Genomic DNA, 23,231 nt, shown 5'->3' on the forward strand with positions numbered 1-23,231 from the left:
GTGTATAATATTAACTCGCTTTTTCTCAAAAATGTTTTACTGATAACAGATTATAACAAACCGTTTATTGTTGAATAATTTCCACGGCCATTCCCTGGTGTGCATTTTTAATAACCGTTTGTAAAATTGCATCCTGCGCAGAAATACCCTGAACCAGAGCATTGTCTCCCTGTCGTATCAATACATTTACTTTTTTTAGTTTCAGTACATTGTTTTCAACCACATAAAGCTCATCATTGTCGTTTAGCATCTTGCGGGGGATGTTATATGAATTTTCAATGGGGGAAACTGCCAAATCAGCCGTAAGGAACATGCCTTCCCTTAAATTGCCGCCAGTGGTTCGTATAAAAACTTTTACACTCTGAGAGAGCTCGTCGATACTTCCACTAATTCGGGTGACCTTGCCAGTCCACGTTCCATTAATCTCTGAAGAATGAAGTGTGGCCTGTTTGCCAACTTCAATATCCTTCATGGCAGAGACTGGTATGGTAATTTCAAGATCGTATAAATTCGGGTTGATAAATTGTCCCAGTTCGGTTCCTGTGCGGATAGCTTTTCCTGCTTCTACCATAGTGGAAGTAACAATACCATTAAAAGGAGCGCGGATAATGTACTTCTCAAACCGTTCTTCGTTTGATTGGATATTATAAAAACTTGAATAAACACCCCTTCCTGATAAAAAAAACTTTTCCTGTGAATCTTTGGCTTCCGGCATTTCAGGTAAAGGGCTTTTTACATCCAGATTCAAAGCATATTGGCGCCATTGTTGGTAAGAATCAGGGTAGTCAGACTTTAAATCAGGTAATACAGAAGTAAGCAGGGTGATAAAATCACTTTTCTTGGCCAACAGTGTTTTTTCAAACTCATCGGCTTCAATTTCCAACATTACTTCGCCTTTATTATAAGTCTTTCCTTCCTTGAACTTTTTTGCAGAAGAAAGCAATTGTCCATCAACCTGGGCAAAAATCTCAAAGCGCTCAGCAGCAACAATTTTACCTGTTGATGAAATTTGGTATGCAATATCACTTTGCTCAGGATGTATAACCTCTACGCCAATGGCTTTTGCCTTTACAGATATTGGTGTTTCGTTTTCGCCGGATGGTAAGGCTTTTACAATTGCAAATGCTGCCAATACAATTCCTATTGAAACCCCGATTGCAATAATTTTCTTTTTCATTATATGTGATTTTTAAATTTTCAGTTTAACCAGTACAAATTTTAAAAAGGGTAGCCATATAATAAATAAGAAGGGAACGAATCGGGAATTTTCAGGAGTGAATCGGGGAAGTAAATATGAAGATGAATATTATAGCCGGGATTTAGTGAAATTTTATACATTTGGCCTCGAAAATTTAATTGTTTTATTATGAGAAAATATTTTTTACTAGTACTGGTAATCGCAAGTAACTGTTTGATTGCCCAGGAAAAAGAGATGGAAAAGGAATTGCCTTTATTGAAAGGAAATATAACCATTGGCGGAGGGTTGTCCTTTGATTACGATAAGGAGGATATGTATTCTTCAGGTGATTATTCGGGGTCAAAGAGTGAGGCGCTGATGTTTTTGTTAAACCCACAAATGGGTTATTTTGCAGCGGATAGGTTAGAGTTGGGGGTGGGGTTGCCTGTTCAGTTTATGCGGTCATTACCTAGGGGTAATTTTGAAGGGTCTAGCCAGTATTTAATAGGAGTTTCTCCGTATGTTAAGTATTATTTTAAGAATAATTTATTTGTTCAACTTTCTGCGGCGGGGCAGATAGGTAAGTATAAATATGATGATAAAGATGTATCGTTGCGTAATTTTGACATAGCACCTTCAGTTGGTTATGCTTTCTTTATAAATTCAAAAATTGCCATCGAACCTGCTATTTCCTATCATTTTAGTAAGCTCAATGAAAAAGTAGATGTGGAATATATTGGTAGATTTTGGGAAGACTCATACGAAGAAGAAGTTGATTTTTATACAGAAAATAGTGGGGTGATGTTTAGTATTGGTTTTCATCTCTTTTTATAGGTCTCGGATTTTATCCTGCCTGAATCATCAATAATCCATATGCGTTTTGTATCAAAATTGGTGATGATTGCCGTAAAATGATTTTTGTTGGCTTTGATATCGGGTCTGAATTTAAGAGCTGAAAGATCAAAGCCAACATCTTTTAATCCTGCAATTTTGTGAGCAAAGCGTTTGTGTTTTTCATAATGGAGTTTTTGGGCGTAATAAACATTTCTCAATTCCCATTTTATGGTTCTGGCCATTAAAAAATGTTTGTTCTCAAGGTTTTCCTTGTTTGGGTGTACTTCTCCCCAAAGCTCAACGTCCGAAATTGGGTTTTCCCACATATAGGCCCACTGCCATTTTTCGCCTTCGTATGTTTTTCCGGTTTCTGAGTTTAATATTTTCTTGTACATTCCATCCACAATGGTGTATTGCCATCTGTTGCGGGTGAAGTTCATTTTCAGGTAATCATATGTCCGGTTTGTGTTTTTAAATTTATAAGGGATGGCTAATTCAGCTTGCCAGTATCTGTCAATGTCTTTTGGATTGTTAGCTGTGCCCTCAATATACACAGATGCATTGATGTTTAAGTTGTTAAAGGGACAGGATGGGTGTGATGAAAGGCTGTCGTTGATATTGCAATGATGACATGATGTAATTCCCAATGCATTGATTTTTATGGTGTGGTATTCGTGTTCGTTGTTATTGCAATCAATGCAAACCTGAAAATAGTTATCCTCAATACGAGGAAATCCTTTGGGGAAATCCATACCCCAGATATGGCTTTCATTTAGTTTGGCCAGTAGGTAGATTGTGTCGTTAAATAGTCCCATTTTTAGTTTGGTGGACAAGGAGCTGTTGTCATTTTTACCACTGATTTCTGATACAAAATCAGAAGTCCATTGGCAAGAGTCCCATTCAGAATCTGTGTTTTTCCCATCTATAACCGGAGCTTTGCTGAGATGGTGGAGTATATAGGTTTTAGGGGAAAAATTGAATGGTTTTTTCTTTATGCCAAATTCATTTTTATCACTGTAAATTTCTTTTCCCTTATTGTTGCATCCGGTTGCCAATGCAAAAAAAGTAATCATGAAAATAATATAGTTTGCTATTTGTTTCAGCATAAGGCTTATTAGTATCTGTATATACAATTTAGGCTTATTCCATGTGTTTATCAAGAGGGTAAGGTTTAAATTGTTAATTTCGCCGTAGAATTTTTAAAAGATTTAAAACAATCGTTATGACATTAAAAAAGCCGGTGTTTGCTTTACTTCCGATAGTTGTTTTTTTAGTACTCTATATTACATCGTCTGTAATCTCCGGCGATTTTTACAAAATGCCAGTCCCTGTTTCCTTTTTGGTTGCCTCAGCAGTTGCTTTAACAATGAATACCAGGAGGAAATTCAACAGCAGATTGGAAACTTACCTGAAAGGAATGGGTAATTCAGGTATTATGATGATGTGCCTGATTTTTTTGGCTGCAGGAGTGTTTGCCAGTCTGGCCAAAAGCATGGGGGCTATTGACGCAACTGTTGCATTGGGGGTTAAAATGATTCCTGCAAATATTTTAATTGCCGGCATATTTTTAATTGGTTGTTTTATTTCTCTTTCGGTGGGTACATCATTGGGTACTGTTGTGGCTTTAACTCCGGTTGCTTTGGGTATTGCTGAACAAACCGGAATATCGGCTCCTTTGGCCTTGGGTGCTGTTGTGGGAGGCGCAATGTTTGGAGATAACCTGTCGTTTATATCTGATACGACCATTGCTGCAGCCCGAACCCAGGGGTGCAAGATGAGGGATAAATTCAGGGTTAACTTTTTGATTGTTTTGCCGGCTGCCATTGTTTCTTTTGTTATTTATTTGTTTACAACCGGTAGTTGTGATGTTTCTATGGTAAACACAGATATTGATCATGTATGGCTAAAGATATCTCCCTATTTGTTTGTAATTGTTGCCGCTCTGGTTGGAGTAAATGTTTTTATTGTGCTGTTTGCTGGATCGGTTTTGGCTGCTGTTATTGGAATTTCAATTGGGAGTTTTGGTGCGTGGGATATGGTTGATGCAATTGGAAGCGGTATTGATGGTATGTCTGAAATCATTATTATCTCTATGCTTGTTGGGGGTATGGTTGAGGTAATTCGCTATAATGGGGGAATTGATTTTATTATCTCGTTGATAGGGAAAAAGACGAAGTCGAAAAAAGGTGCCGAATTTAGTTTGGCCTTGCTTACTTCTATTGTTAATGTATTTACGGCCAACAATACGATTACTATTTTAATGGTGGGGCCAATAGCTAAAGATATTGCTGCAGAGTATGGAATCAAGCCCCGTCGGTCGGCCAGTATTTTAGATACCTTCTCTTGTTTTATGCAAGGATTATTGCCATATGGCGCCCAGATACTGGCTGTAATAGGGCTGGCAGGGGCAGCGGTTACGCCGTTTGAAGTAATGCAATATTTGTACTATCCTTATTTAATGGGAGGTATCTCAATGTTGGCTATTGCATTTGGATTTCCAAGACTAAAGGATTAATTCTGGATAGGTATCAGAGGCTTTGGTTGCTGGTTGTTGCCTGTTAACTATCAAAGCCCTGCCTTTATTTCTTCTAATTCGTCTTCAAAATCAATCCTCATATCTTCATGAAGTTTGCCCAGTGCTTTTTCAATGTTGATTAACTGGCGCTCGTAAAGATTTTTCATTACGGTGCTACGCCGGAGTCGCATCTTGCAATGCTGCATCTGCTTACAGAAGCAGATCAGGAGCTCAACCTCGGTTTCTTTTTTGCCGGAATGTTTGATGCATTTTGTTGTCATCTTATGAATCCGTCGGATACTTCTTTTTACATAAATAAATTTGTCAGTATTTATTTCTTTGAATTCTGTTTCAATGTCGGTTTTAACCTCTTCAATGTAGCTGTCTTCGTCTATAGATTCAAATAAAAGGTAATGAAGCAATTCCTTGTTTTCTTTTTTGTATTTGGCTAGGCGCAGACAATGGTCAATCAGAACTTCCCTGGGTAAAAGTTCCATTTCTTTTTTTAGCTGATGTACGGTGCTTGTTTTTAAAGGCATATGAACGGATTAATATAAGGCAATTTTAGTAATAATATTTTTCCTATATTGCTAATCCGTTAAATAATCACATGAATAAAAAACTTATCCTGATCGTTGTAACCGCTTTATTATATTGGATTCTTGTGAATTATGTTCCGTATGGGATGTATGTAATATTGCCAATAAATTTGTTTGTTACTTTTCTGCATGAATTTGGACATGCATTTTTTGCCCTTGTTACCGGGGGGAGTGTACATGAAGTAATGATACAGCCCAATGGTGCCGGTTATGCCATCACTGCCGGAGGATTTGCTCCCCTGATATTGATGGGTGGTTATTTGGGTAGTGCGATATTGGGAAATTTGTTGCTCCATATAGGTATATGTAAACCTAAAGCTTCTGTATATACCCTTTATGTTTTAGTTGCTGTTTTGTTAATAACGGCCATTGTTTGGTTCAGCTCAATATTTACATCGTTGGTATTGATTGCTTTTTCGGTGGTAGCAATCTGGATCAGTAAGAAGTCGAAAAACCTGGTTGCAGATATTTTGATCGTAATTGGCACAGCTTCAGTTATATATATTATTAACGATTATAACGTTGGCCCCTCGTCCGATATAGCTAAATTCTCAAAAATAATACCCTTGTTCCCCTCTGCATTATGGGCTGTTTTGTGGTTGGCAATAGTGGTGTATATAACGTATAAAAATTTAAAGAAATCACTTTTTAAGTAAAAGACTCAGTATTCCGGAAAGTAAAATTGATGAAATAATTAAGCTTTCAATTATGAAGAACAAAGAGGTAGTTGGATATGACAAGATAAGGGAAATGTTAGTGAGTTAATTATTTTTCAATACATAACAATCGTCACATTTTATTCCTGCAGGAAGGCTAATTTTGTATCGTTATACAAATACGAACAAGTGTATAGATAAAATAGAAAATACTGTATTTTCTATTGTTTTAAACAAATTCTCGGGATAATATATCGGATCAGGACTTTTTAGTCTCTGTACTTTATACTTTTATCTTGATACTAAAAGTTAACTATAATGAAGCAGTCTTCAAGTCATATTTTTTTAGTGCGTCCTGCTAATTTCGGATTTAATGCAGAAACAGCAACTTCTAATGCATTTCAAAATAAATTAAACCTGGATCCGGGTGAACTTAAAGAAAAAGTGTTGGCCGAATTTGATGCTTATGTTGAGGCTCTTCGTGCAAAAGGGGTTGATGTAAAAGTTATTCAGGATACAATGGATCCGGTTAAGCCCGATGCTGTTTTTCCAAATAATTGGGGGTCATTTCACGCAGATGGCAAGGTGATTCTTTATCCCATGGAGGCACCTAACAGGAGAATAGAGAAAAGGGGTGATGTTATTGATGAATTTAAGGCGGATTATAAGGTTGAAGAGCTGATTGATCTCTCAAAATATGAGAAAGAAGGAAAGTTTTGTGAAGGTACGGGGAGTATCATCTTCGACCACATCCATAAAGTGGCCTATGCATGTTTATCACCAAGAACAGATAAAGACGTATTTATTGAAGTTTGTGATCTGTTAAATTACAAACCAGTTTGTTTTACTTCAACTGATGCTAACGGACAAGAAATTTATCATACCAATGTAATGATGTGTGTTAGTGAAAAATTCTCAGTTATTTGCTTAGAAAGCATTGTAAATGAAGAAGAAAAAGAGTGTGTGATTAATACATTGGAAGAAACCGGGCATGAGATTGTAGATATTACATTTGAGCAAATGAATCATTTTGCCGGTAATATGCTTTCGGTTTGCAATAACAAAGGGGATGAGTTTTTGGCTATGTCGCAAAGTGCTTATGATGTACTGACAGATGATCAGAAAGAGGCCATTGAAACATACTGCGAAATGCTTCCTGTGAATATCAAAACCATTGAAACCATTGGCGGAGGTAGTGCCCGATGTATGATTTCAGAGGTTTTTACTCTTAAAAAATAAGTTTGAGTAAAATTAGTGTAATGCTTATATGTTGGGGTGTTACACTATTTTTTATGCTTTAATCACTCAAAGATACAGTAGATTATTGGGTTTGTAGGTGCCTTGTTATGGTCTGCCAGGGGTTAGGTACCAGGCATAAAGGTTCTTTATACCGATATTATTTGCTACTTGTTAGCATTTTTGTCGCTTTTAACCGAACGAGAACCGAACGAGAACCGAACGAGAACCGAAGAAGAACCGAACGAGAAGTGAAGAAAACTACTATTTGATCCCTTGTCTTTAGGAATCAGCTCTTTATTAGAGTTAATGCTGTGTTGGAAAGTGTATGGAATGAAGCATTATGGATAGGGTTTTTGACCAATACCATAAATTCCTTAGCAAACAATTGTGCCGGAAACATATTTAATGCCTATTTTTGAATGCGTTTCTAAGTTTAACAATATCCGGTAGCAGATATTATGCGGCATTTCTTTCTATTTTTTCTCAGTATAATTCTGTTGGCGGGGTGTGGGTCTGGCAGCAATAGGTCCGATGTTATTGATAGTGGACACCTGATATATCATATAGAATATTCAGATACGGTTACAGGTGCACCGGTTAATACTATGATGCCGGGGGAGTGGAACCTTTATTTTAATCAGGAAAAATTAAAGAACGAAATAAGGGCCGGATTCAATCTTTTTTCGATTAGTTTTATTTCCAATTCACCCCTCGATTCCTGCTTTGTTTTGTTCAGTTTTATGGAAAAGGATATGTATTTTCCCATTTCTTCAAAAGACTATCTTTTTATTTTTGACAAGAATTCAAAGGTTACGGTAACTTATGATCCCAGTGAAAAAAAAGAAATTGCGGGTTTTTCTTGTCAAGCGGCAAATGTAGCGTTTGAAGGACGGGAGCCGTTTAAAGTATACTATACCGAAGAAATTAAAATAATTGAGCCCAACCGGCATACCCCTTTAAATATGATACCGGGGGTATTGATGGATTTTCCATATGAATACCAAGGGGTTCGTATGCGGTTGACAGCTAAAGAGTATCTGAATGAAAAACCCCCTAACAGGACTTTTACAATATCCCCAAAGGCAAAACGTACAGATAAGAAAGAAGTAGTGGCCATGGTGAATACTTTATTATCCAGCTTTTAATAATATTAGTCAACAATTCACGTTTTTTCTCTTAAAAGAATCCTTTTTTACTTAGAAATGGATTGAGCATTTATTACTTTTGCCTGAGCAATTCCCCGGGATAAATTAAAATATTAAAATGGCAGGAAAAACTAAAAAAACTAAATCAAAACAGAGCATAAATATTATTGCAAACCTAAAAAATAAGCTGAGTGATTTTAAAGTAAGGTTTTTTAGTGGGTTGTTTTTGATAGTTTATGCCATATTTTTATTTATAGCTTTCATTTCGTTTGTGTTTACGGGTGGAGCCGATCATAGCAAATTCAACATTAACTTTTTTGAATTTATATCAGATTCTGAGATAAATGTAGCGAACTGGACCGGTAAAATTGGTGCTTATTTTGCTGATGTGTTTATTAATTCAGGTATTGGCTTGTCCGCTTTTGTTATTGTTTTTGCATTGTTGGTTATTGCTTTTCGCTTGATCAATGTAAAACTGGCTTCTTTACGAAAAACTATTATCCATTGCTTCTTTGTAGGTATTTATTTTTCTGTTTTCCTGGGATATGTTTTTAAGGGATCAATAAACTCTCAGTACCTTTTGCCTGGAGGCGAAATGGGATATTTCATGAGCAAGTGGCTGCTGTCTGCCATTGGTAATGTGGGATTGATATTGGTGCTGGTTTTTGGATTGGTTACTTATCTTACTTTTACCTTTGAACAGTTTGTTCCTATGGTGCGCAAGGCTTTTGTTGGTTCTGGAGAAAAAGCATCAGGACAGGTGGCTTCAGAATCTTATCATGATACTTCATTAATAGAAGATACACCACAAGAAGAAAACTATGAAAATATGAACCAGGTGAGAGAGGATGACAACCTGGGTAGGGAAACAGAAGCGAATGGAACGCAAATTCAGGACCAATCAGTTGAAGAAGAGTTTGTAGTAAAACAGATTGAAAAACCTGTAGAGGAACCAGTGGAGAAAGTAGGTTTAGAACTTGATATTTCAGACAATAGTGGATCAGAACTTTCTGATGAGGATCAGAATTTTACTATAGAAAAAGTACATGAAGAAGAAAATTTTGAGGTAAAAGAAAATGTGCCTTTGGGTGATTATGATCCAACCCTCGACTTATCAACTTACCAGTTGCCATTAATTGATCTGTTGGAGGATCATCATGCCGGTAATGAGCCGGTTACAGATGAAGAGCTTAATTCCAATAAAGATAAAATTGTAAATACCCTAATCGATTATAAAATCGAAATCAAGAGTATTAAAGCAACTGTTGGTCCAACGGTAACTTTGTATGAGATTGTTCCTGCGCCAGGGGTAAGGATATCAAAGATTAAAAGCCTTGAGGATGATATCGCCCTTTCTTTGGCAGCTTTGGGTATCAGGATTATTGCTCCTATTCCGGGACGTGGAACAATCGGAATTGAGGTTCCCAATAGTGAGCCGGAAATAGTATCCATGAAGGCTATTATCGGGGCCAAAAAGTTTCAGACAACCAAGTATGAGTTGCCTATAGCCTTAGGTAAAACTATTTCTAACGAGACTTTTGTAATAGACCTGGCCAAGGCGCCACATATGCTTGTTGCCGGGGCTACAGGGCAAGGTAAATCGGTTGGTTTAAATGCTATTATTACATCCTTGTTATATAAAAAGCACCCATCGCAATTAAAGTTTGTGCTGGTTGATCCTAAAAAGGTAGAGTTAAATATTTATAGTAAGATTGAACGTCATTTTTTGGCAAAGCTGCCTGACGAAGAGGATGAAGCAATTATAACTGATGTGCAGAAAGTTGTAAATACATTGAATTCATTGACCATTGAAATGGATTCGAGATATGATTTATTGAAAAAAGCACATGCACGTAATATAAAGGAATATAACCATAAATTTGTTAAGCGTTCCTTAAATCCAGAAAATGGGCACAGGTTTTTGCCTTATGTTGTGGTGATTATTGATGAGTTTGCCGATTTAATTATGACTGCCGGCAAGGAGGTTGAAATGCCTATAGCCCGTATTGCACAGCTTGCCCGTGCGGTTGGTATACATATGATTGTTGCTACCCAGCGTCCGTCAACCAATATCATTACCGGTGTGATTAAGGCTAACTTCCCAACCAGGGTGGCATTTAAGGTGGCCTCAATGATCGACTCCAGAACAATATTGGATTCTCCAGGTGCCAACCAGCTTATTGGTCGTGGGGATATGTTGATATCGCAAGGAAGTGATTTGGTACGTGTGCAATGTGCCTTTGTGGATACACCTGAGGTTGAGAAAATCAATGACTTTATCGGATCTCAAAAAGGATATCCAAGTGCATTTTTGTTGCCTGAGTATGTGGGAGAAAGTTCAGGTAATGAACCGGGAGAAGTAGATATGAGTAATAAAGATTCTTTTTTTGAAGAAGCAGCCAGGGTTGTTGTGGCGAACCAATCCGGATCAACTTCTCTTATTCAGCGAAGATTCTCAATTGGCTATAACCGTGCCGGAAGAATTATCGACCAGCTGGAAGCAGCCGGGGTAGTTGGTCCATTTGAGGGAAGTAAGGCGCGCCAGGTATTAATACCGGATGAGGTTTCTTTGGAGCACATATTGAAAGGATTGTAATTATGGTATTGTTTTTGAAACATAGAGAAAATAGATAGTATTATATATCGCAAGACAAAACAGAAAAATATGAAGAAATTACTTTTACTTATTGCATTTATTCCTGGGTTTTTGTTAGCTCAAACACACGAGAAGGCTGTAGAAATTCTGGATAAAGTAACTGAGAAAACAAAGACATTTAAAACCATAAAAGCCGATTTTTCATTTGGGATGGAGAATAAGCTGGAAGAGATCGATGAGCAGCATGAGGGTAAAATTTCTATTAAAGGAGATAAGTATAAGGCAACATTAATGAATGTGGATACTTATTTTGATGGAAAGACTTTGTGGACTCACATGGTTGAGGAAGAGGAAGTTAATGTGGATGAGCCAGATCCGGAAGATGAAGAGACTTTAAATCCTGCTTCTATTTTTACTATTTATCAAACGGGCTTTAAGTTTGCATATTTGGGTGAAAGAACAGTTGATGGAGTTGTGGTTTATGGTATTGATTTATTTCCAATAAACAGAGATAAGCCCTATTCCAGAATTAACCTGGAGATTCAAAAGGATAACCTGCAGTTAAAAACTATAAAGCAAATAGGTAAAGATGGAAATAACTATACCATCAAAGTAAAAAATATGGTAACAAATGTACCTATGGATGATGCCATGTTTAAATTTGATACCAATGCTAACCCTGATGTTGATGTAATTGATATGAGATAAGTTCAGTTAGCAATTAACAATTCAAGATATTTCAGAATCCCCTTAATAGGGGATTTTTTTTGCGCATAAAAACTATTTCTTTTGTAAATCGTTTTAGTTTCAGTTAAAAGATTTGTTTGATGGAATTTGTAAAGCAGTTTTTGATCGAGTTGCTGACATTGGTTAATGCCATGTCGCCGTACCTTTTGTTAGGATTCTTTTTTGCAGGTGTACTAAAGGTTTGGTTCCCTCAAAAATGGATTGACAGGTATATGGGAAAGAATAATCTGATGTCGGTTGTTAATACGGCCTTGTTGGGTATTCCGTTGCCGCTGTGTTCATGTGGTGTAATTCCTACCGGTATTTCTTTTTACAAAAATGGGGCATCTAAAGGCTCAAGTGTTTCGTTTTTGATTTCTACTCCTCAAACAGGGGTTGATAGTGTATTGGTTACCTATTCCTTGTTAGGTTTGCCTTTTGCGCTTGTTCGTGTATTTGTTGCATTGGTAACTGGAGTTTTGGGAGGTGTGTTTACTAATGTGTTTGCCTCTGCAGATGAGAATAAAGGGCACGTTCAGACTTCTCAGTGTTGTTCCTCAAAAACACACAAAAAATCTGGCCATTCATTTTTTAGAGTATTGCAATATGGTTTTAATGAGTTTTTGATGGATATTGCAAAATGGCTGATCATTGGAATTTTAATTGCTGCAGGGCTGTCGGCAATTATTCCGGATGATTTCTTTAGTATGTACCTGGATAATGAGATATTGAGCATGGTAATGGTACTTGTTGCATCCGTGCCTTTGTACTTGTGTGCTACGGCATCGGTGCCAATAGCAGCAGTTTTAATGCTTAAAGGTCTGTCGCCGGGGGCTGCGCTGATATTGTTAATGGCCGGGCCGGCAACTAATGCGGCAACCATTACGGTAATTAAAAAAGTTTTTGGAAATAGAACCCTGTTCAGTTATCTGTTTTCAATTATATCCGGGGCTTTTGTTTTTGGTTTGATTATTAACCATTTTTTACCAGCTGAGTGGTTTGTTATGGTTGGGGCTTCGCATCTGCATCATCAACATGAATTATTGCCAGAGTGGGTTAAGATAACTTCTTCAACTGTTTTATTGGGATTAATCGTGTATGGATATCTTAAAAAATATCTGAAACAAAGAAGAGAAGATGAAGAGGTGATCGTCAAATCTGTTGTGATGGATACGGAACCCGCAAAGGCGCAGCCTGTGTCATTTAATGCCAGTCAATTCTCCTTTGTTGGTAATGAAGTGCAGAAGACGTATGGAGTTGAAGGAATGACCTGCAGCCATTGTAAGGCGAGTGTGGAAAGTAATCTGAAACAGCTGGGTGGTATTAGTAGCGTATTGGCCAACCCATCTAAAAATACTGTGGTTGTTTCAGGTTCAAAGTTAAATGATGATGAAATAAAATCGACTGTAGAAGGACTGGGTTATTCGTTTAAGGGTGAATTGTAATTTTTTGTAATAAAGTTAGACTGGTTCTTTGATATGCTTCCAATAAAAGTAATTTTACTCTAATTTTAAAATTACTTAAGATGGAATATAATATTCAGGCGATAGATTCGTCGGTAACAGAGAAGTTAGTTCATAAGATCAATACAAAAACAAAACCTCTGGGTGCACTAGGTAAGTTAGAATTTATTGCACAGAAAATTGGTGAAATACAAAACACCTTAACTCCGCAGCTAAATAATCCGGCCATTATTGTTTGTGCCGGGGATCATGGTGTGACAGCAGAGGGAATCAGTCCTTTTCCGCAAGAGGTTACTTTTCAAATGGTGATGAATTTTTTGAGTGGGGGTGCTGCTATCAATGTTTTCACCCGTCAAAACAATATAAAGTTATTGCTTGCTGATACAGGGGTGAATTTTACTTTTGAAAAGCATCCAGATCTGATAGATTTAAAAATAGCTAAAGGCACAAAGAATTTTAGTCAGGAACCGGCAATGACCATGGAGCAATGCCAAAAAGCCATTGCCAATGGTGCTTTGTTAGTTGAAGGTTTACATAAGGAAGGAACGAATATTATTGGTTTTGGCGAAATGGGTATTGGAAATACAACGGCTGCAGCGGCTTTGTTGTGTGCCTATACAAAATGTTCCGGAGTTGAAGCAGCCGGGGCTGGAACCGGTTTAGATAGCAAGGGGATCAAGCATAAGGCCCAGGTGATTGATAAAGCTATTGAGTTGCATAAGGGTGTTACAGATCCTTTTGAAATATTAGCTACTTTCGGAGGTTTTGAGATTGCAACTATAGCAGGAGCCATGCTAAAGGCCGCAGAATTGAAAATGACCATCATGGTTGATGGGTTTATTATTACTTCCGCTTTGTTGGCCGCTTATCATCTTAATAAACATGTATTGGATTATTGTATTTTTTCTCATAAATCACATGAGCAAGGCCATCAGTTAATGCTAAACTATCTGGAAGCAGATCCTATTCTGGATATTCATATGAGGTTAGGTGAAGGTACAGGAAGTGCCGTAGCTTATCCAATTATCCAAAGCGCAGTTTGCTTTTTAAATGAGATGAGCAGCTTTGAAGATGCCGGTGTGAGCGATAGGGAGGATTGATGCTTTTTAATTTGACTACCTGTATGAATCAAAAACTCCCTGCTTGTGAATTGCCCAGGTGGGGGTTATTTGCTTTTTTGTTTATATGAGGCAATAATTTTTTATTTTTGTATTTATCTGGTGCCTGGTTCTGTAAATACAGTGCCGGGTGAAAAGGGAATGCCGTGAAAATCGGCAACAGTACCCGCTGCTGTAAGTCTCAGGTAAAGATTTTGAATTCTATTGCCACTGTTTCCCGCTATTGCTATAGTAATGGCGGGTTTTGTTCATCTTGCTTGTATAGGGCAAGTTTCCAGGGTTCCATACTTTGGGGAGTAAAACGGGAAGGCATCAAAATCCGGGATAAGTCAGAAGACCTGCCAGTGATTGTAGAATCAATGCTTTCGGGAATAAAAGCAAGTTTTCTAATTTTTTTTAGAAACTCATCTTTTATCGGTATTGAGGGTGTCTACCCTTTGTGGGGTAGGGATTTATGTATTCAAAACCATATTAAAATGATTAAGAAATGCGAAAGGTGTAACAGCGAATTTATCTGTAGAAGCGACAATGTTTTTGAGTGTCACTGTGTTCATGTTCCAATTTCTCAACGGGCGCAGGAATACCTGAATAAAAACTTTAAGAATTGTTTGTGCAACAAATGTTTAAGAGAAGTTGCTGCTAAGTTTTCAGGAAAGCTGGAATGTACCAAGGAATAGCAGGATAAAAGAATAGGAAGGCTGCCTGAAGTGGCAGCCTTGGTTGCTTTAATATCCCTGAAGTTTTGGAGTTTGTCAATAAATGTAAAGGATACTGGTACACCGCAAAAAGGATTATTATTTTTCTGTAAGTATACGGATTAGTATGCACCGTAGTGTTGGAGGTTTACCTGTGAGTTTAATTTTTACAGTGTCCATCTACTCGGTTTTATTTAATAGGTAAACGATATTTTACCGACATCATTACCTCAAAAGGTGCTCCAGGGAAGGGGCCTTGTGTGTTGTCAACTTCTGCGTATGGCTGTAAATATTCATATGAAGTGTTGAAAATATTTTTGAACGACAAGCTAAGATCCAGGTTTTTTGCCAAAAGATCTTTCCCTAAAAATGTGCAGTCGAGCAAAGTGTAGGCGTCGGCTTTTTCCATTTCTTCTTCACCAGTAATAAAACCATATTTCTCGCTGTATATAGAAGCATTTACGGTTGCAACAAATTTTGGCGAAAGTTTAACACTAGGTGTTATGTGTAGCATGTGTGCTGGCATACCTTGCATAAGCTCCTTTTTTTCGCCAGTGGGGAGTATTACTTTATAGGTTGGATTGTCGTTGTTACTTCGGTAATGTGAATATGATAATCTAACATCCCATTTAGTATACATTGCTACTACTTCAGTTTCAAAACCATAAGATCCGGTACTTGATGAGTTTGTGTAAAATTCTTCTTGAGAGGCAACGTCGTAAGCATATATGATAGCATCATCAATAGTAATGTGATATAAATTGGCTGTTGCAAAGATGTTGTCTGTTAGCTTGTATCCTATTTCTACTTCGTAAACAGTAGTTTTCTCTTCTGAAATATCTGGATTTAGATTATAATTCTCGATAGAAGGTGTTCGGAATGCTTTATTGAATAACGTTTTAAAATGGAACTTGTCAAACACTTTTGTATATCCTAAACGAGGAGCAAATGCTCTGCCTATCTTTGAATGGTCTTCAACCCTGAAGCCGCCAAATAAACTACCAAACTTACCGGAATAATTTATCTGTGCCAAACCATAGGTTGTATTCATGTCAATCTCATCTTTGTCATTAATGAAAATGGCATCTTCCCCCATCGTGTTAATTTCATCTTCTGAAATATTTGCTTTTTCGTATTTGTTTCCTACTGCAGCAATTATATTAGTAGCATTTGTAATGTTCCAGGTTGCCATTAATTTGGTTTCCAACTGAGAGTAGTTTCTTTTATAATACCAATCCTCCGTTTCAACATGCCAGGGTAGTTGGTTTTTATATAAAACCTGAGGTGTTAATGTAAGTTTGTCGCTTACCTTTAAATCATATTTTAAATCTGATAGGAAGCTTGTAAACTTATTGTCAACAACAGTTTCAATTACATCATCATTATAGTCCATATAAGCTTTGGGATTATAATTGTCGTAAGCTAGAGATCCATGGAAGTTTCCGGAGCTTAGTTGGAAATTAACAAATGAATTTCTGGTTTCAGTACACTCGTTTTCCATATTAGCTGTTTGTTCCCATGTGTTGGTGAAGCTCCCCGCAGAGCGATCACCAATTCCAAAACCTGCATGTATAGAGTAGGTGGTATTGTTTACTTTTTGTCCGAAAGATCCTGTGGCACCATAACTTCCCCCTCCTTCTGCATAACTACTTCCATGACCAGTAAATTCTGCTCCGTTTAGCTCATCTCCTTTTTTTGTTATAATTTTTATTACCCCAAGTTCAGAATATCCGCCATATAGGGCAGAGCCTGGACCTCGGATAATTTCAATTCTGCTAATCTGATCGGCACTGATGTGCTTAAACATAGGTGTTGTAGAATACATGCCTTCATTTAGTTCCATTCCATCCAGCATTAATAGTATTTTTCCTTCATGTCCCCAAATGCCCCTCATTGAAATGCTGGTGATATTGTCTACATCGTATCCAAAATATATTCCAGGTACTGTACGCAGGACTTCGAATAAGTCGCGGGCTCCGGTTTTTTGAATTTGTTCTGAAGTTATGATCGATACAATTCCTGGCGTTTGTCGTGGTGATGATTCAGATAAGGAAGCTACGGAAAGTGACTGGTTTAATAACTCATCAATTGAAACTCCTAACTTTTGAGCAAGAGCCAAAAGTGCTTCAAAATCAAGATTCATTAATTCTTCGTTTGTGAGTTTAGATATTTCTGCCCGGGTAATTTTTTCAACATCTATTTTCTTTCCTTGAGAAAATATATTAGAAGGGCATAGAAGATAAAATGAAAAAAGAATGAAATAAAATAGTTTTATCTTTTGCATTATGATATAATTTTAATTTTTGAGTTGATACGTTAGTCTATTTGCTTACCTAAATTAAGAAGCTTTGGGGTTGCGTTCAGGTTATGTGATTCAATGTTCTTTTTACTGATTTCATAGCTTAGTTTACCGCCATTGTCAATAATGTTGATTCCGGCAACTTTTTTACCGCCATTACAATTATCGGATATAATTAATACAGGTTTTCCCTGGTAAGCTGTTTTTATTTGTTCCCAAATACCGTCTGATTCTTTTGATACCACAATAATGTCAATATTGTTGTCGGGCGTAAATTCTTTGGCGTAAGCAACATTTAATGAGCCTAGTCCGGAGGATTTCATCAGTCCGATGCTGTTTAGTTCGTTTGATATTTGTTTGTTGCCAAGAATCAATACCTTAAACGATTTAGTCTGAATGTCAGAGTGCCAGTTGACATTTTTAATAAAATTGAGAATAAAGAGCGTTTTGATTTTCTCGTTTTGAGCGTGGATGTTTGTTGCTCCCAACAGGCACAGGAGCATAAGTAATCCCAAGGTTTGTTTGTACATGTAGATTTGTTTATGGTTTAAAAAGCATACTAAAATAGAAATAATCTCTAATACATAAAGAATATGATTGTTTAAAAAAACATTAGTTTTTCAATAAGTAGGGATGGACTACTCAATAACCTGCTTCTGCCATGCATTAACAAACAATATGTCACCCATATTCTCAAAGCCTTCGAATATATCAGACCCTCCATGTTTTACCTGCTCCTCTCTAAAGCCTATAATAGTTAATCCTGCTTTGGATGATTGTTCTGTAATCATCTTTTTTACAGACTTGTCTTCACTCAAAGGAATAATTTCAATGTTCGACATGGTGATGGGCAGTCTTCCGGTGTTTACCAGTTCTTTCAATTGTTTTCTGGTTTCAGGTATCTCGTCTTCTTTGCAAACACTGAAAATTTTCACATGTCCTTTTTTCCAGTCCGGGTGCGACAGGATGATAAAACCTAATAGGATCATCAGGTTGGCATTGAGTATGTCGATTGGCCTGATCCATATATGAATACCGTTTTTAAAGTGAGTATAGGTGTTGGCGTCGGATAAAACACAAATATCATATTCGCCGGCACGGATTAAGCTAATGTTGTCCAGTATTGAATCGATTGATTCCGGTTCTTCTCTGCGGTATTCAAAAATAATCATGTTGTTTTCCATTCCTGAAATACTGGGGCTTTGTATAGCCTGGGCAATGGCAGTGGTGTATGACGGAGAAATCATACAGTCAACATAAAGGCTGCTGTGCTGGTCGTGGTGTTCTTCAATCAAATCTTTTACAATTTTTTGCGCCTCTGTATAATTGGCTTTTGAGTAATATCCTTTTAAAAAATGAAAATATGATCCAAAACCATGTTTGTAGGATATCCATTTCATCAGGTCAAATATTTTGTTGTGATGGAAGGAGTTTGAAGAGATGCAGATTGCGGACGGGCGCCAGTCTTCTTCTGTTTGGTTGGAATTGTTTTTTTGTAAGTATAGTTGTATGCGGCGGCTCATTTGAAACAGGGCTCCCAAAAATATGTTTTGCAGTCCTCTGCGCTCCTTGTGAACATTATTCAGGTACAAATAGATTAAAGCAATAACGATGTACGAGAATATGGTGTAGGCGGCATCAATCTTAAACATGATCCATATGGATAATAAAAAGCCGCTTAAAGAGATGATCCAGTGGGATTTAAACCTGGGCCTGTATGATGGGGAAGCTCCAAAGTGGTTTAAGAATGATATCAGGCATAAAGATCCATATGTAATCATGAAGAACATAGAGATAATTTGGGCCACAAAATCCACTTCGCCCATAATAACAAATACCATGGCAATAGCAATGGTTATTAGGGTAGCATTGAATGGTTCGTTAGCATCTTTTGTTCCTTTAGAAAGCCATTTGTTCATTTTTGTACCGGGAAAACTGTTGTCGGTAGCAAGTGCCTGAATGGTTCTGGGAGCCACTAAAATAGACCCAATAGCTGAAGATATGGTTGAAGCCCCAAGTCCCAATGGGATGATAATGGCCCCATAAAGCGCTGTGTTAGCCATGGCCAGTTGCGAGCCGGATAGTTCCTCGGGTGTAGAGGAGATGGCAAACTTGTATATGATAAATATATAAATGACCATTCCGGCCAAAGTGCCCAGAAGTGTTCCCCTGGGAATTGACTTTTTTGCATCTTTAAGATCCCCGCTTAACCCCACACCGGCAGTCATCCCCGTGAATGCAGGGAAGCATATGGCGAACCATAAAAAGAAGTTGTCCTTGTTTTTTAACACAAAATTACTGCTGTAATCTCCCGATGCATAAAAGTCTGTTTGCCCCAGAAAAAACATAGTAATAGAGATAAACAAAACGGCTACAACGATATATAAGGTTTTTAACCCCATGCTCGATCCTTTTTTAAGGATGATAAATGCCAGTATGAGCATGGTTGGAATGCTGACCACCTGACGCGGAAGTGTAAAGTTGAAATTGCTTTGCACCCAATTGAAAAGGGGTTCAAAAGCTTCGGTAAAAGCAATAACATAAAAGGCTACGCTGATGGCTTGCGATAGGTAAAGTGCAATACCTATGGTAGCACCAATGTTTAATCCGAACGACCTGGAAATAATGAAATATTCCCCGCCACCTTCAACCCGGGTGTTGGTGGCTATTTCAGATATGGCCAATGCTGTTGGGATGGTTACCAGGTGGCCTAATATGATTATGATCAGGGCGCCCCAAAATCCCAGTTCGCCCACGGCCATTCCAAATCTCAAAAACAATATAGCACCTAAAATGGTAGAGATGGCGGTGAAAAAAACGGGAGCAGTCCCTAGTTTACTTACTTTGTTCATAATATTTGATTAAAATAGTATGAGCAAGATATGAAAAAATAGAGAGTCTCGTAGGTATTGGATGATAAAAATCATCCGTAAATTCTAGTTATATCATTTTTATAATTTTCTTATTATCTTACCTTTAAGGCCATCTCGTAACGAGAAGGGTTAACTATAGTTTGTGGGGTCTTCTTCAGGGTTACTCCAGTGATTTTAAATAAATTATATAATGGCTACAGATAAATTTGTTGCAAGGCATATTGGGCCTCGGGAACATGAAATTGAAGAGATGCTAAAAACATTAGGTGTTGATTCAATGGAGCAATTAATTGATGAAACAGTTCCGGCAAGTATTCGTTTAAAAGAACCTTTGCGCCTGGCAAAAGGGTTAACAGAGCGCCAGTATTTCAGAAAGATATTGGATATAGCCTCAAAAAACAAAGTATACAATACTTATATTGGAATGGGGTATTACGATACAATTACTCCGGCGGTAATCCATCGTAATGTGCTTGAAAACCCGGTTTGGTATACATCATATACTCCTTACCAGGCAGAGATTTCACAAGGTAGATTAGAGGCATTGTTGAATTTTCAAACCGTAGTTTGCGAGTTAACAGGTATGGAAATTGCAAACGCATCATTATTGGATGAGGCAACCGCTGCTGCAGAAGCTATGATGATGATGTTTAACTTGCGTTCAAGAGCCATGGTGAAAGCTGACGCAAATACCATGTTTGTAGATGAAATGGTTTGGCCTCAGACAAGGGCTGTCCTTGAAACAAGAGCTAATTCATTAGGTATAGAATTGCAATTTGGAGATTGGAAAGAGTGTGAGCTTACAGAAAAGCATTTTGGTGTGATGGTTCAGTATCCAAACTCAGATGGAAATGTAGTGGATTACAAAGAGCTTGTTGATAAAACTCACGGAGCAGGTTGTAAAATAGCTGTTGGTGCTGATTTGCTAAGCTTGGCCATGTTGGTTCCTCCGGGAGAATGGGGTGCTGATATCGTTTTTGGTTCTTCACAGCGTTTTGGTATTCCAATGGGGTATGGCGGTCCTTATGCCGCTTATTTTGCCGCTCGTGAAGACGGAAAAAGACACATGCCCGGGCGTATTATTGGTATTACTAAGGATGCCAATGGTAACCGTGCTTTAAGAATGGCTTTACAAACCCGTGAACAACATATTAAAAGAGAAAAGGCAACATCAAATATTTGTACGGCACAAGCATTGTTAGCTACTATGGCTGGGTTTTATGCAGTATATCATGGTGCTGAAGGTATTTGCAGAATTGCAGGTCAGATTCATAATATCGCATCTCTGTTAACTAAAGAAATTGAGAAATTTGGATATAAACAGTTAAATGATAACTATTTTGATACCATTCGTTTTTCAATGGCTCCTCATGCCTCTGTTGAATTGATAGAGAAATATTCATTGGAGTTGGAGATGAACTTCCGCTACTTCGAGAATGGTGATGTGGGTATTAGTATTGATGAAACGACCAATCTTGAAGATGTTAACTGGATTGTTGAAGTGTTTGCCCGTGCTGCATGTATCGATGTTCCAACTATACTTGATATCGAAGAGATTTGCACTATTGATAAGGCTTATTTAAGAACATCGGACTATCTGCAGCAGGAAATCTTTAAATTATACCGTTCCGAAACAGAAATGGTTCGATATATCAAAAAGCTGGAGCGTAGAGATATTTCTTTAACGCATTCAATGATTTCTTTAGGTTCTTGTACCATGAAACTGAATGCGGCTACAGAGATGTTACCTTTAAGTTGGATTGAATTCGGTGGTATTCATCCATTTGTGCCATTGGATCAGGCTGCCGGATATCAACTTCTTTTTGCAGAGTTAAAAAGAGATTTAGCTGAAATTACAGGTTTTGCAGATATCAGCTTACAGCCAAATTCAGGAGCTGCAGGTGAGTATGCCGGATTAATGGTAATCAGAGCTTATCATAAAAGTATTGGCGAAGGTCAGCGTAATGTGGCTATTATTCCATCTTCAGCTCATGGAACCAACCCGGCAAGTGCTGTTATGGCAGGTATGAAAGTAGTGGTTGTAAAATGCGATGAGCGCGGGAATATTGATGTAAATGATCTTAAAGAAAAGGCTGAGAAATATAAAGATACGCTTTCGTGTTTGATGATTACTTATCCTTCAACCCACGGAGTGTTTGAAGCCTCAGTGGTTGAGATATGTAATGTTATTCACGAAAATGGTGGTCAGGTATATATGGATGGTGCCAATATGAATGCTCAGGTTGGATTAACTAATCCGGGGTTGATTGGGGCTGATGTGTGTCACTTGAATTTGCATAAAACATTTGCTATCCCTCACGGTGGTGGAGGACCTGGTGTTGGACCAATTGGTGTGGCAAAGCACCTGGTTGACTTCTTACCTTCTCATCCTGTTGTTAAAAACGGGCGCAAAGGAATTTCTGCCGTTGCTGCAGCCCCTTGGGGTAGTGCCAGTGTAATGCCAATTACTTATGGTTACATTAAGATGTTAGGTAGTGATGGATTGAAGCAATCTACAGAAGTGGCTATTTTAAATGCCAACTACATTGCTCATCACCTAAAAGAGGAGTATGGTGTATTGTATACCGGTGAAAACGGTAGGGTAGCGCACGAGATGATTTTAGAATGTCGTCATTTTAAAACAAATGCAGGTATCACAGAATCGGATATTGCCAAACGTTTAATGGATTATGGATTTCATGCACCAACCTTATCTTTTCCTGTGCATGGAACCTTAATGGTTGAACCAACAGAAAGTGAATCAAAACAAGAATTGGATCGCTTTATTGAAGTGATGAAAAACATTTATAACGAAATTAAAGAAGTTGAATCGGGTGAAGCGGATAAAACAGATAATGTGCTGAAAAATGCTCCTCACCCTGATTATAAGATTGTTTGTGATGAATGGTCACATTCGTATGGAAGAGAAAAAGCAGCGTTCCCATTAGATTGGATCAAAGAAAATAAATTTTGGTTAACAGTAGCCAGGGTAGATGATGCCTTTGGTGATCGAAATCTGATATGTACCTGTGGATCTCCTGAAGAATATGAGTTACTTAGTAAATAAAAATTGAGGTTTGAAAAGATGCCGTTCTGGTTTAGAGCGGCATTTTTTGTGCCTTGCAATTCGGTTGATAAGAAGAAGTTTTAGGATATGGTTGGATAAATTATGTGTATATTCGATTTTGTAATCAACGAAGCGGGACGCTTCGCTGAGCATTTGCTTAAGATAGAAATGACTAAGGAAGAAAAAGTTTTTGAATTTGTAAAAAGAAATGTAGTAACAGTTAATAATT

Annotated in this window: 17 protein-coding genes and 1 riboswitch; of the genes, 11 read left to right on the forward strand and 6 right to left on the reverse strand. The window is 37.6% G+C overall.

The annotated features are described in order from the left end of the window. Nucleotides 1-64: 64 nt before the first annotated feature. Entirely contained in the window at nucleotides 65-1,177 is a 1,113-nt protein-coding gene (locus OM074_RS07350; RefSeq protein WP_301198810.1) for an efflux RND transporter periplasmic adaptor subunit, read from the reverse strand. A 189-nt stretch (nucleotides 1,178-1,366) separates the two neighbouring features. Between OM074_RS07350 and OM074_RS07355 the strand changes: the two genes are divergently transcribed. Beyond that, entirely contained in the window at nucleotides 1,367-2,011 is a 645-nt protein-coding gene (locus OM074_RS07355; RefSeq protein WP_301198811.1) for a hypothetical protein, read from the forward strand. Here OM074_RS07355 and OM074_RS07360 read toward each other — a convergent pair. Next, nucleotides 1,996-3,084: a DOMON domain-containing protein gene (locus OM074_RS07360; RefSeq protein ID WP_301198812.1), complete on the reverse strand. Its 1,089-nt coding sequence runs from the start codon at nucleotides 3,082-3,084 to the stop codon at nucleotides 1,996-1,998. The two genes, OM074_RS07355 and OM074_RS07360, sit on opposite strands and share 16 nt — an antisense overlap. 149 nt (nucleotides 3,085-3,233) lie before the next feature. Between OM074_RS07360 and OM074_RS07365 the strand changes: the two genes are divergently transcribed. Further along, on the forward strand, nucleotides 3,234-4,526 hold the full coding sequence (locus OM074_RS07365) for a Na+/H+ antiporter NhaC family protein (protein WP_301198813.1): 1,293 nt from the start codon (nucleotides 3,234-3,236) through the stop codon (nucleotides 4,524-4,526). A 50-nt stretch (nucleotides 4,527-4,576) separates the two neighbouring features. Here OM074_RS07365 and OM074_RS07370 read toward each other — a convergent pair whose 3' ends face one another. Next, entirely contained in the window at nucleotides 4,577-5,065 is a 489-nt protein-coding gene (locus tag OM074_RS07370) for a hypothetical protein (RefSeq protein WP_301198814.1), read from the reverse strand. 71 nt (nucleotides 5,066-5,136) lie between these two features. Between OM074_RS07370 and OM074_RS07375 the strand changes: the two genes are divergently transcribed. The 8 genes from OM074_RS07375 (at nucleotide 5,137) to OM074_RS07410 (ending at nucleotide 14,745) form a co-directional block, all read left to right on the forward strand. Beyond that, nucleotides 5,137-5,781, forward strand: coding sequence for a M50 family metallopeptidase (locus tag OM074_RS07375; protein WP_301198815.1), 645 nt, complete (start codon nucleotides 5,137-5,139; stop codon nucleotides 5,779-5,781). Nucleotides 5,782-6,099: 318 nt separating this feature from the next. Beyond that, nucleotides 6,100-7,020, forward strand: coding sequence for a citrulline utilization hydrolase CtlX (ctlX, locus tag OM074_RS07380; protein ID WP_301198816.1), 921 nt, complete (start codon nucleotides 6,100-6,102; stop codon nucleotides 7,018-7,020). Between the two features lie 458 nt (nucleotides 7,021-7,478). Beyond that, nucleotides 7,479-8,165 (forward strand): hypothetical protein, encoded by a 687-nt coding sequence (locus tag OM074_RS07385; protein WP_301198817.1) that lies wholly within the window; start codon nucleotides 7,479-7,481, stop codon nucleotides 8,163-8,165. Nucleotides 8,166-8,283: 118 nt separating this feature from the next. Continuing rightward, a complete protein-coding gene (locus OM074_RS07390) occupies nucleotides 8,284-10,761 on the forward strand; it encodes a DNA translocase FtsK (protein WP_301198818.1) in 2,478 nt (825 codons plus the stop codon). Nucleotides 10,762-10,830: 69 nt separating this feature from the next. Beyond that, nucleotides 10,831-11,469: an outer membrane lipoprotein periplasmic chaperone LolA1 gene (gene lolA1 / locus OM074_RS07395; RefSeq protein WP_301198819.1), complete on the forward strand. Its 639-nt coding sequence runs from the start codon at nucleotides 10,831-10,833 to the stop codon at nucleotides 11,467-11,469. A 119-nt stretch (nucleotides 11,470-11,588) separates the two neighbouring features. Then, the gene (locus tag OM074_RS07400) at nucleotides 11,589-12,932 is read left to right on the forward strand and encodes an SO_0444 family Cu/Zn efflux transporter (protein WP_301198820.1); all 1,344 of its coding nucleotides are present in this window, start codon (nucleotides 11,589-11,591) and stop codon (nucleotides 12,930-12,932) included. 80 nt (nucleotides 12,933-13,012) lie between these two features. Beyond that, nucleotides 13,013-14,050: a nicotinate-nucleotide--dimethylbenzimidazole phosphoribosyltransferase gene (gene cobT / locus OM074_RS07405; RefSeq protein ID WP_301198821.1), complete on the forward strand. Its 1,038-nt coding sequence runs from the start codon at nucleotides 13,013-13,015 to the stop codon at nucleotides 14,048-14,050. A gap of 100 nt (nucleotides 14,051-14,150) precedes the next feature. Beyond that, a riboswitch (cobalamin riboswitch) is annotated at nucleotides 14,151-14,428 on the forward strand. A 116-nt stretch (nucleotides 14,429-14,544) separates the two neighbouring features. Beyond that, complete coding sequence (locus tag OM074_RS07410) at nucleotides 14,545-14,745, forward strand: cysteine-rich CWC family protein (protein WP_301198822.1); 201 nt, start codon at nucleotides 14,545-14,547, stop codon at nucleotides 14,743-14,745. 208 nt (nucleotides 14,746-14,953) lie between these two features. Here OM074_RS07410 and OM074_RS07415 read toward each other — a convergent pair whose 3' ends face one another. From OM074_RS07415 to OM074_RS07425, 3 genes are all read right to left on the reverse strand, one after another. Continuing rightward, a complete protein-coding gene (locus tag OM074_RS07415; RefSeq protein ID WP_301198823.1) occupies nucleotides 14,954-17,047 on the reverse strand; it encodes a TonB-dependent receptor plug domain-containing protein in 2,094 nt (697 codons plus the stop codon). 32 nt (nucleotides 17,048-17,079) lie between these two features. After that, complete coding sequence (locus OM074_RS07420; protein WP_301198824.1) at nucleotides 17,080-17,592, reverse strand: YfiR family protein; 513 nt, start codon at nucleotides 17,590-17,592, stop codon at nucleotides 17,080-17,082. A gap of 108 nt (nucleotides 17,593-17,700) precedes the next feature. Next, the gene (locus OM074_RS07425; RefSeq protein WP_301198825.1) at nucleotides 17,701-19,914 is read right to left on the reverse strand and encodes an APC family permease; all 2,214 of its coding nucleotides are present in this window, start codon (nucleotides 19,912-19,914) and stop codon (nucleotides 17,701-17,703) included. A 211-nt stretch (nucleotides 19,915-20,125) separates the two neighbouring features. Between OM074_RS07425 and gcvP the strand changes: the two genes are divergently transcribed. Further along, a complete protein-coding gene (gene gcvP, locus OM074_RS07430; protein WP_301198826.1) occupies nucleotides 20,126-23,002 on the forward strand; it encodes an aminomethyl-transferring glycine dehydrogenase in 2,877 nt (958 codons plus the stop codon). The last annotated feature ends 229 nt before the right edge of the window (nucleotides 23,003-23,231 follow it).

Origin of the sequence: Plebeiibacterium marinum, assembly GCF_026013615.1 — a bacterium.
Lineage (GTDB): Bacteria > Bacteroidota > Bacteroidia > Bacteroidales > Marinilabiliaceae > Saccharicrinis > Saccharicrinis marinus_A.

Coding starts and splice junctions, on each gene's coding strand:
- OM074_RS07390 (WP_301198818.1), top strand. CDS start 8,284: ATGGCAGGAAAAACTAAAAAAACTAAATCAAAACAGAGCATAAATATT.
- gcvP (WP_301198826.1), top strand. CDS start 20,126: ATGGCTACAGATAAATTTGTTGCAAGGCATATTGGGCCTCGGGAACAT.
- OM074_RS07355 (WP_301198811.1), top strand. CDS start 1,367: ATGAGAAAATATTTTTTACTAGTACTGGTAATCGCAAGTAACTGTTTG.
- OM074_RS07400 (WP_301198820.1), top strand. CDS start 11,589: ATGGAATTTGTAAAGCAGTTTTTGATCGAGTTGCTGACATTGGTTAAT.
- OM074_RS07365 (WP_301198813.1), top strand. CDS start 3,234: ATGACATTAAAAAAGCCGGTGTTTGCTTTACTTCCGATAGTTGTTTTT.
- OM074_RS07360 (WP_301198812.1), bottom strand. CDS start 3,084: ATGATTACTTTTTTTGCATTGGCAACCGGATGCAACAATAAGGGAAAA.
- ctlX (WP_301198816.1), top strand. CDS start 6,100: ATGAAGCAGTCTTCAAGTCATATTTTTTTAGTGCGTCCTGCTAATTTC.
- OM074_RS07350 (WP_301198810.1), bottom strand. CDS start 1,177: ATGAAAAAGAAAATTATTGCAATCGGGGTTTCAATAGGAATTGTATTG.
- OM074_RS07370 (WP_301198814.1), bottom strand. CDS start 5,065: ATGCCTTTAAAAACAAGCACCGTACATCAGCTAAAAAAAGAAATGGAA.
- OM074_RS07425 (WP_301198825.1), bottom strand. CDS start 19,914: ATGAACAAAGTAAGTAAACTAGGGACTGCTCCCGTTTTTTTCACCGCC.
- OM074_RS07420 (WP_301198824.1), bottom strand. CDS start 17,592: ATGTACAAACAAACCTTGGGATTACTTATGCTCCTGTGCCTGTTGGGA.
- cobT (WP_301198821.1), top strand. CDS start 13,013: ATGGAATATAATATTCAGGCGATAGATTCGTCGGTAACAGAGAAGTTA.
- OM074_RS07415 (WP_301198823.1), bottom strand. CDS start 17,047: ATGCAAAAGATAAAACTATTTTATTTCATTCTTTTTTCATTTTATCTT.
- lolA1 (WP_301198819.1), top strand. CDS start 10,831: ATGAAGAAATTACTTTTACTTATTGCATTTATTCCTGGGTTTTTGTTA.
- OM074_RS07375 (WP_301198815.1), top strand. CDS start 5,137: ATGAATAAAAAACTTATCCTGATCGTTGTAACCGCTTTATTATATTGG.
- OM074_RS07410 (WP_301198822.1), top strand. CDS start 14,545: ATGATTAAGAAATGCGAAAGGTGTAACAGCGAATTTATCTGTAGAAGC.
- OM074_RS07385 (WP_301198817.1), top strand. CDS start 7,479: ATGCGGCATTTCTTTCTATTTTTTCTCAGTATAATTCTGTTGGCGGGG.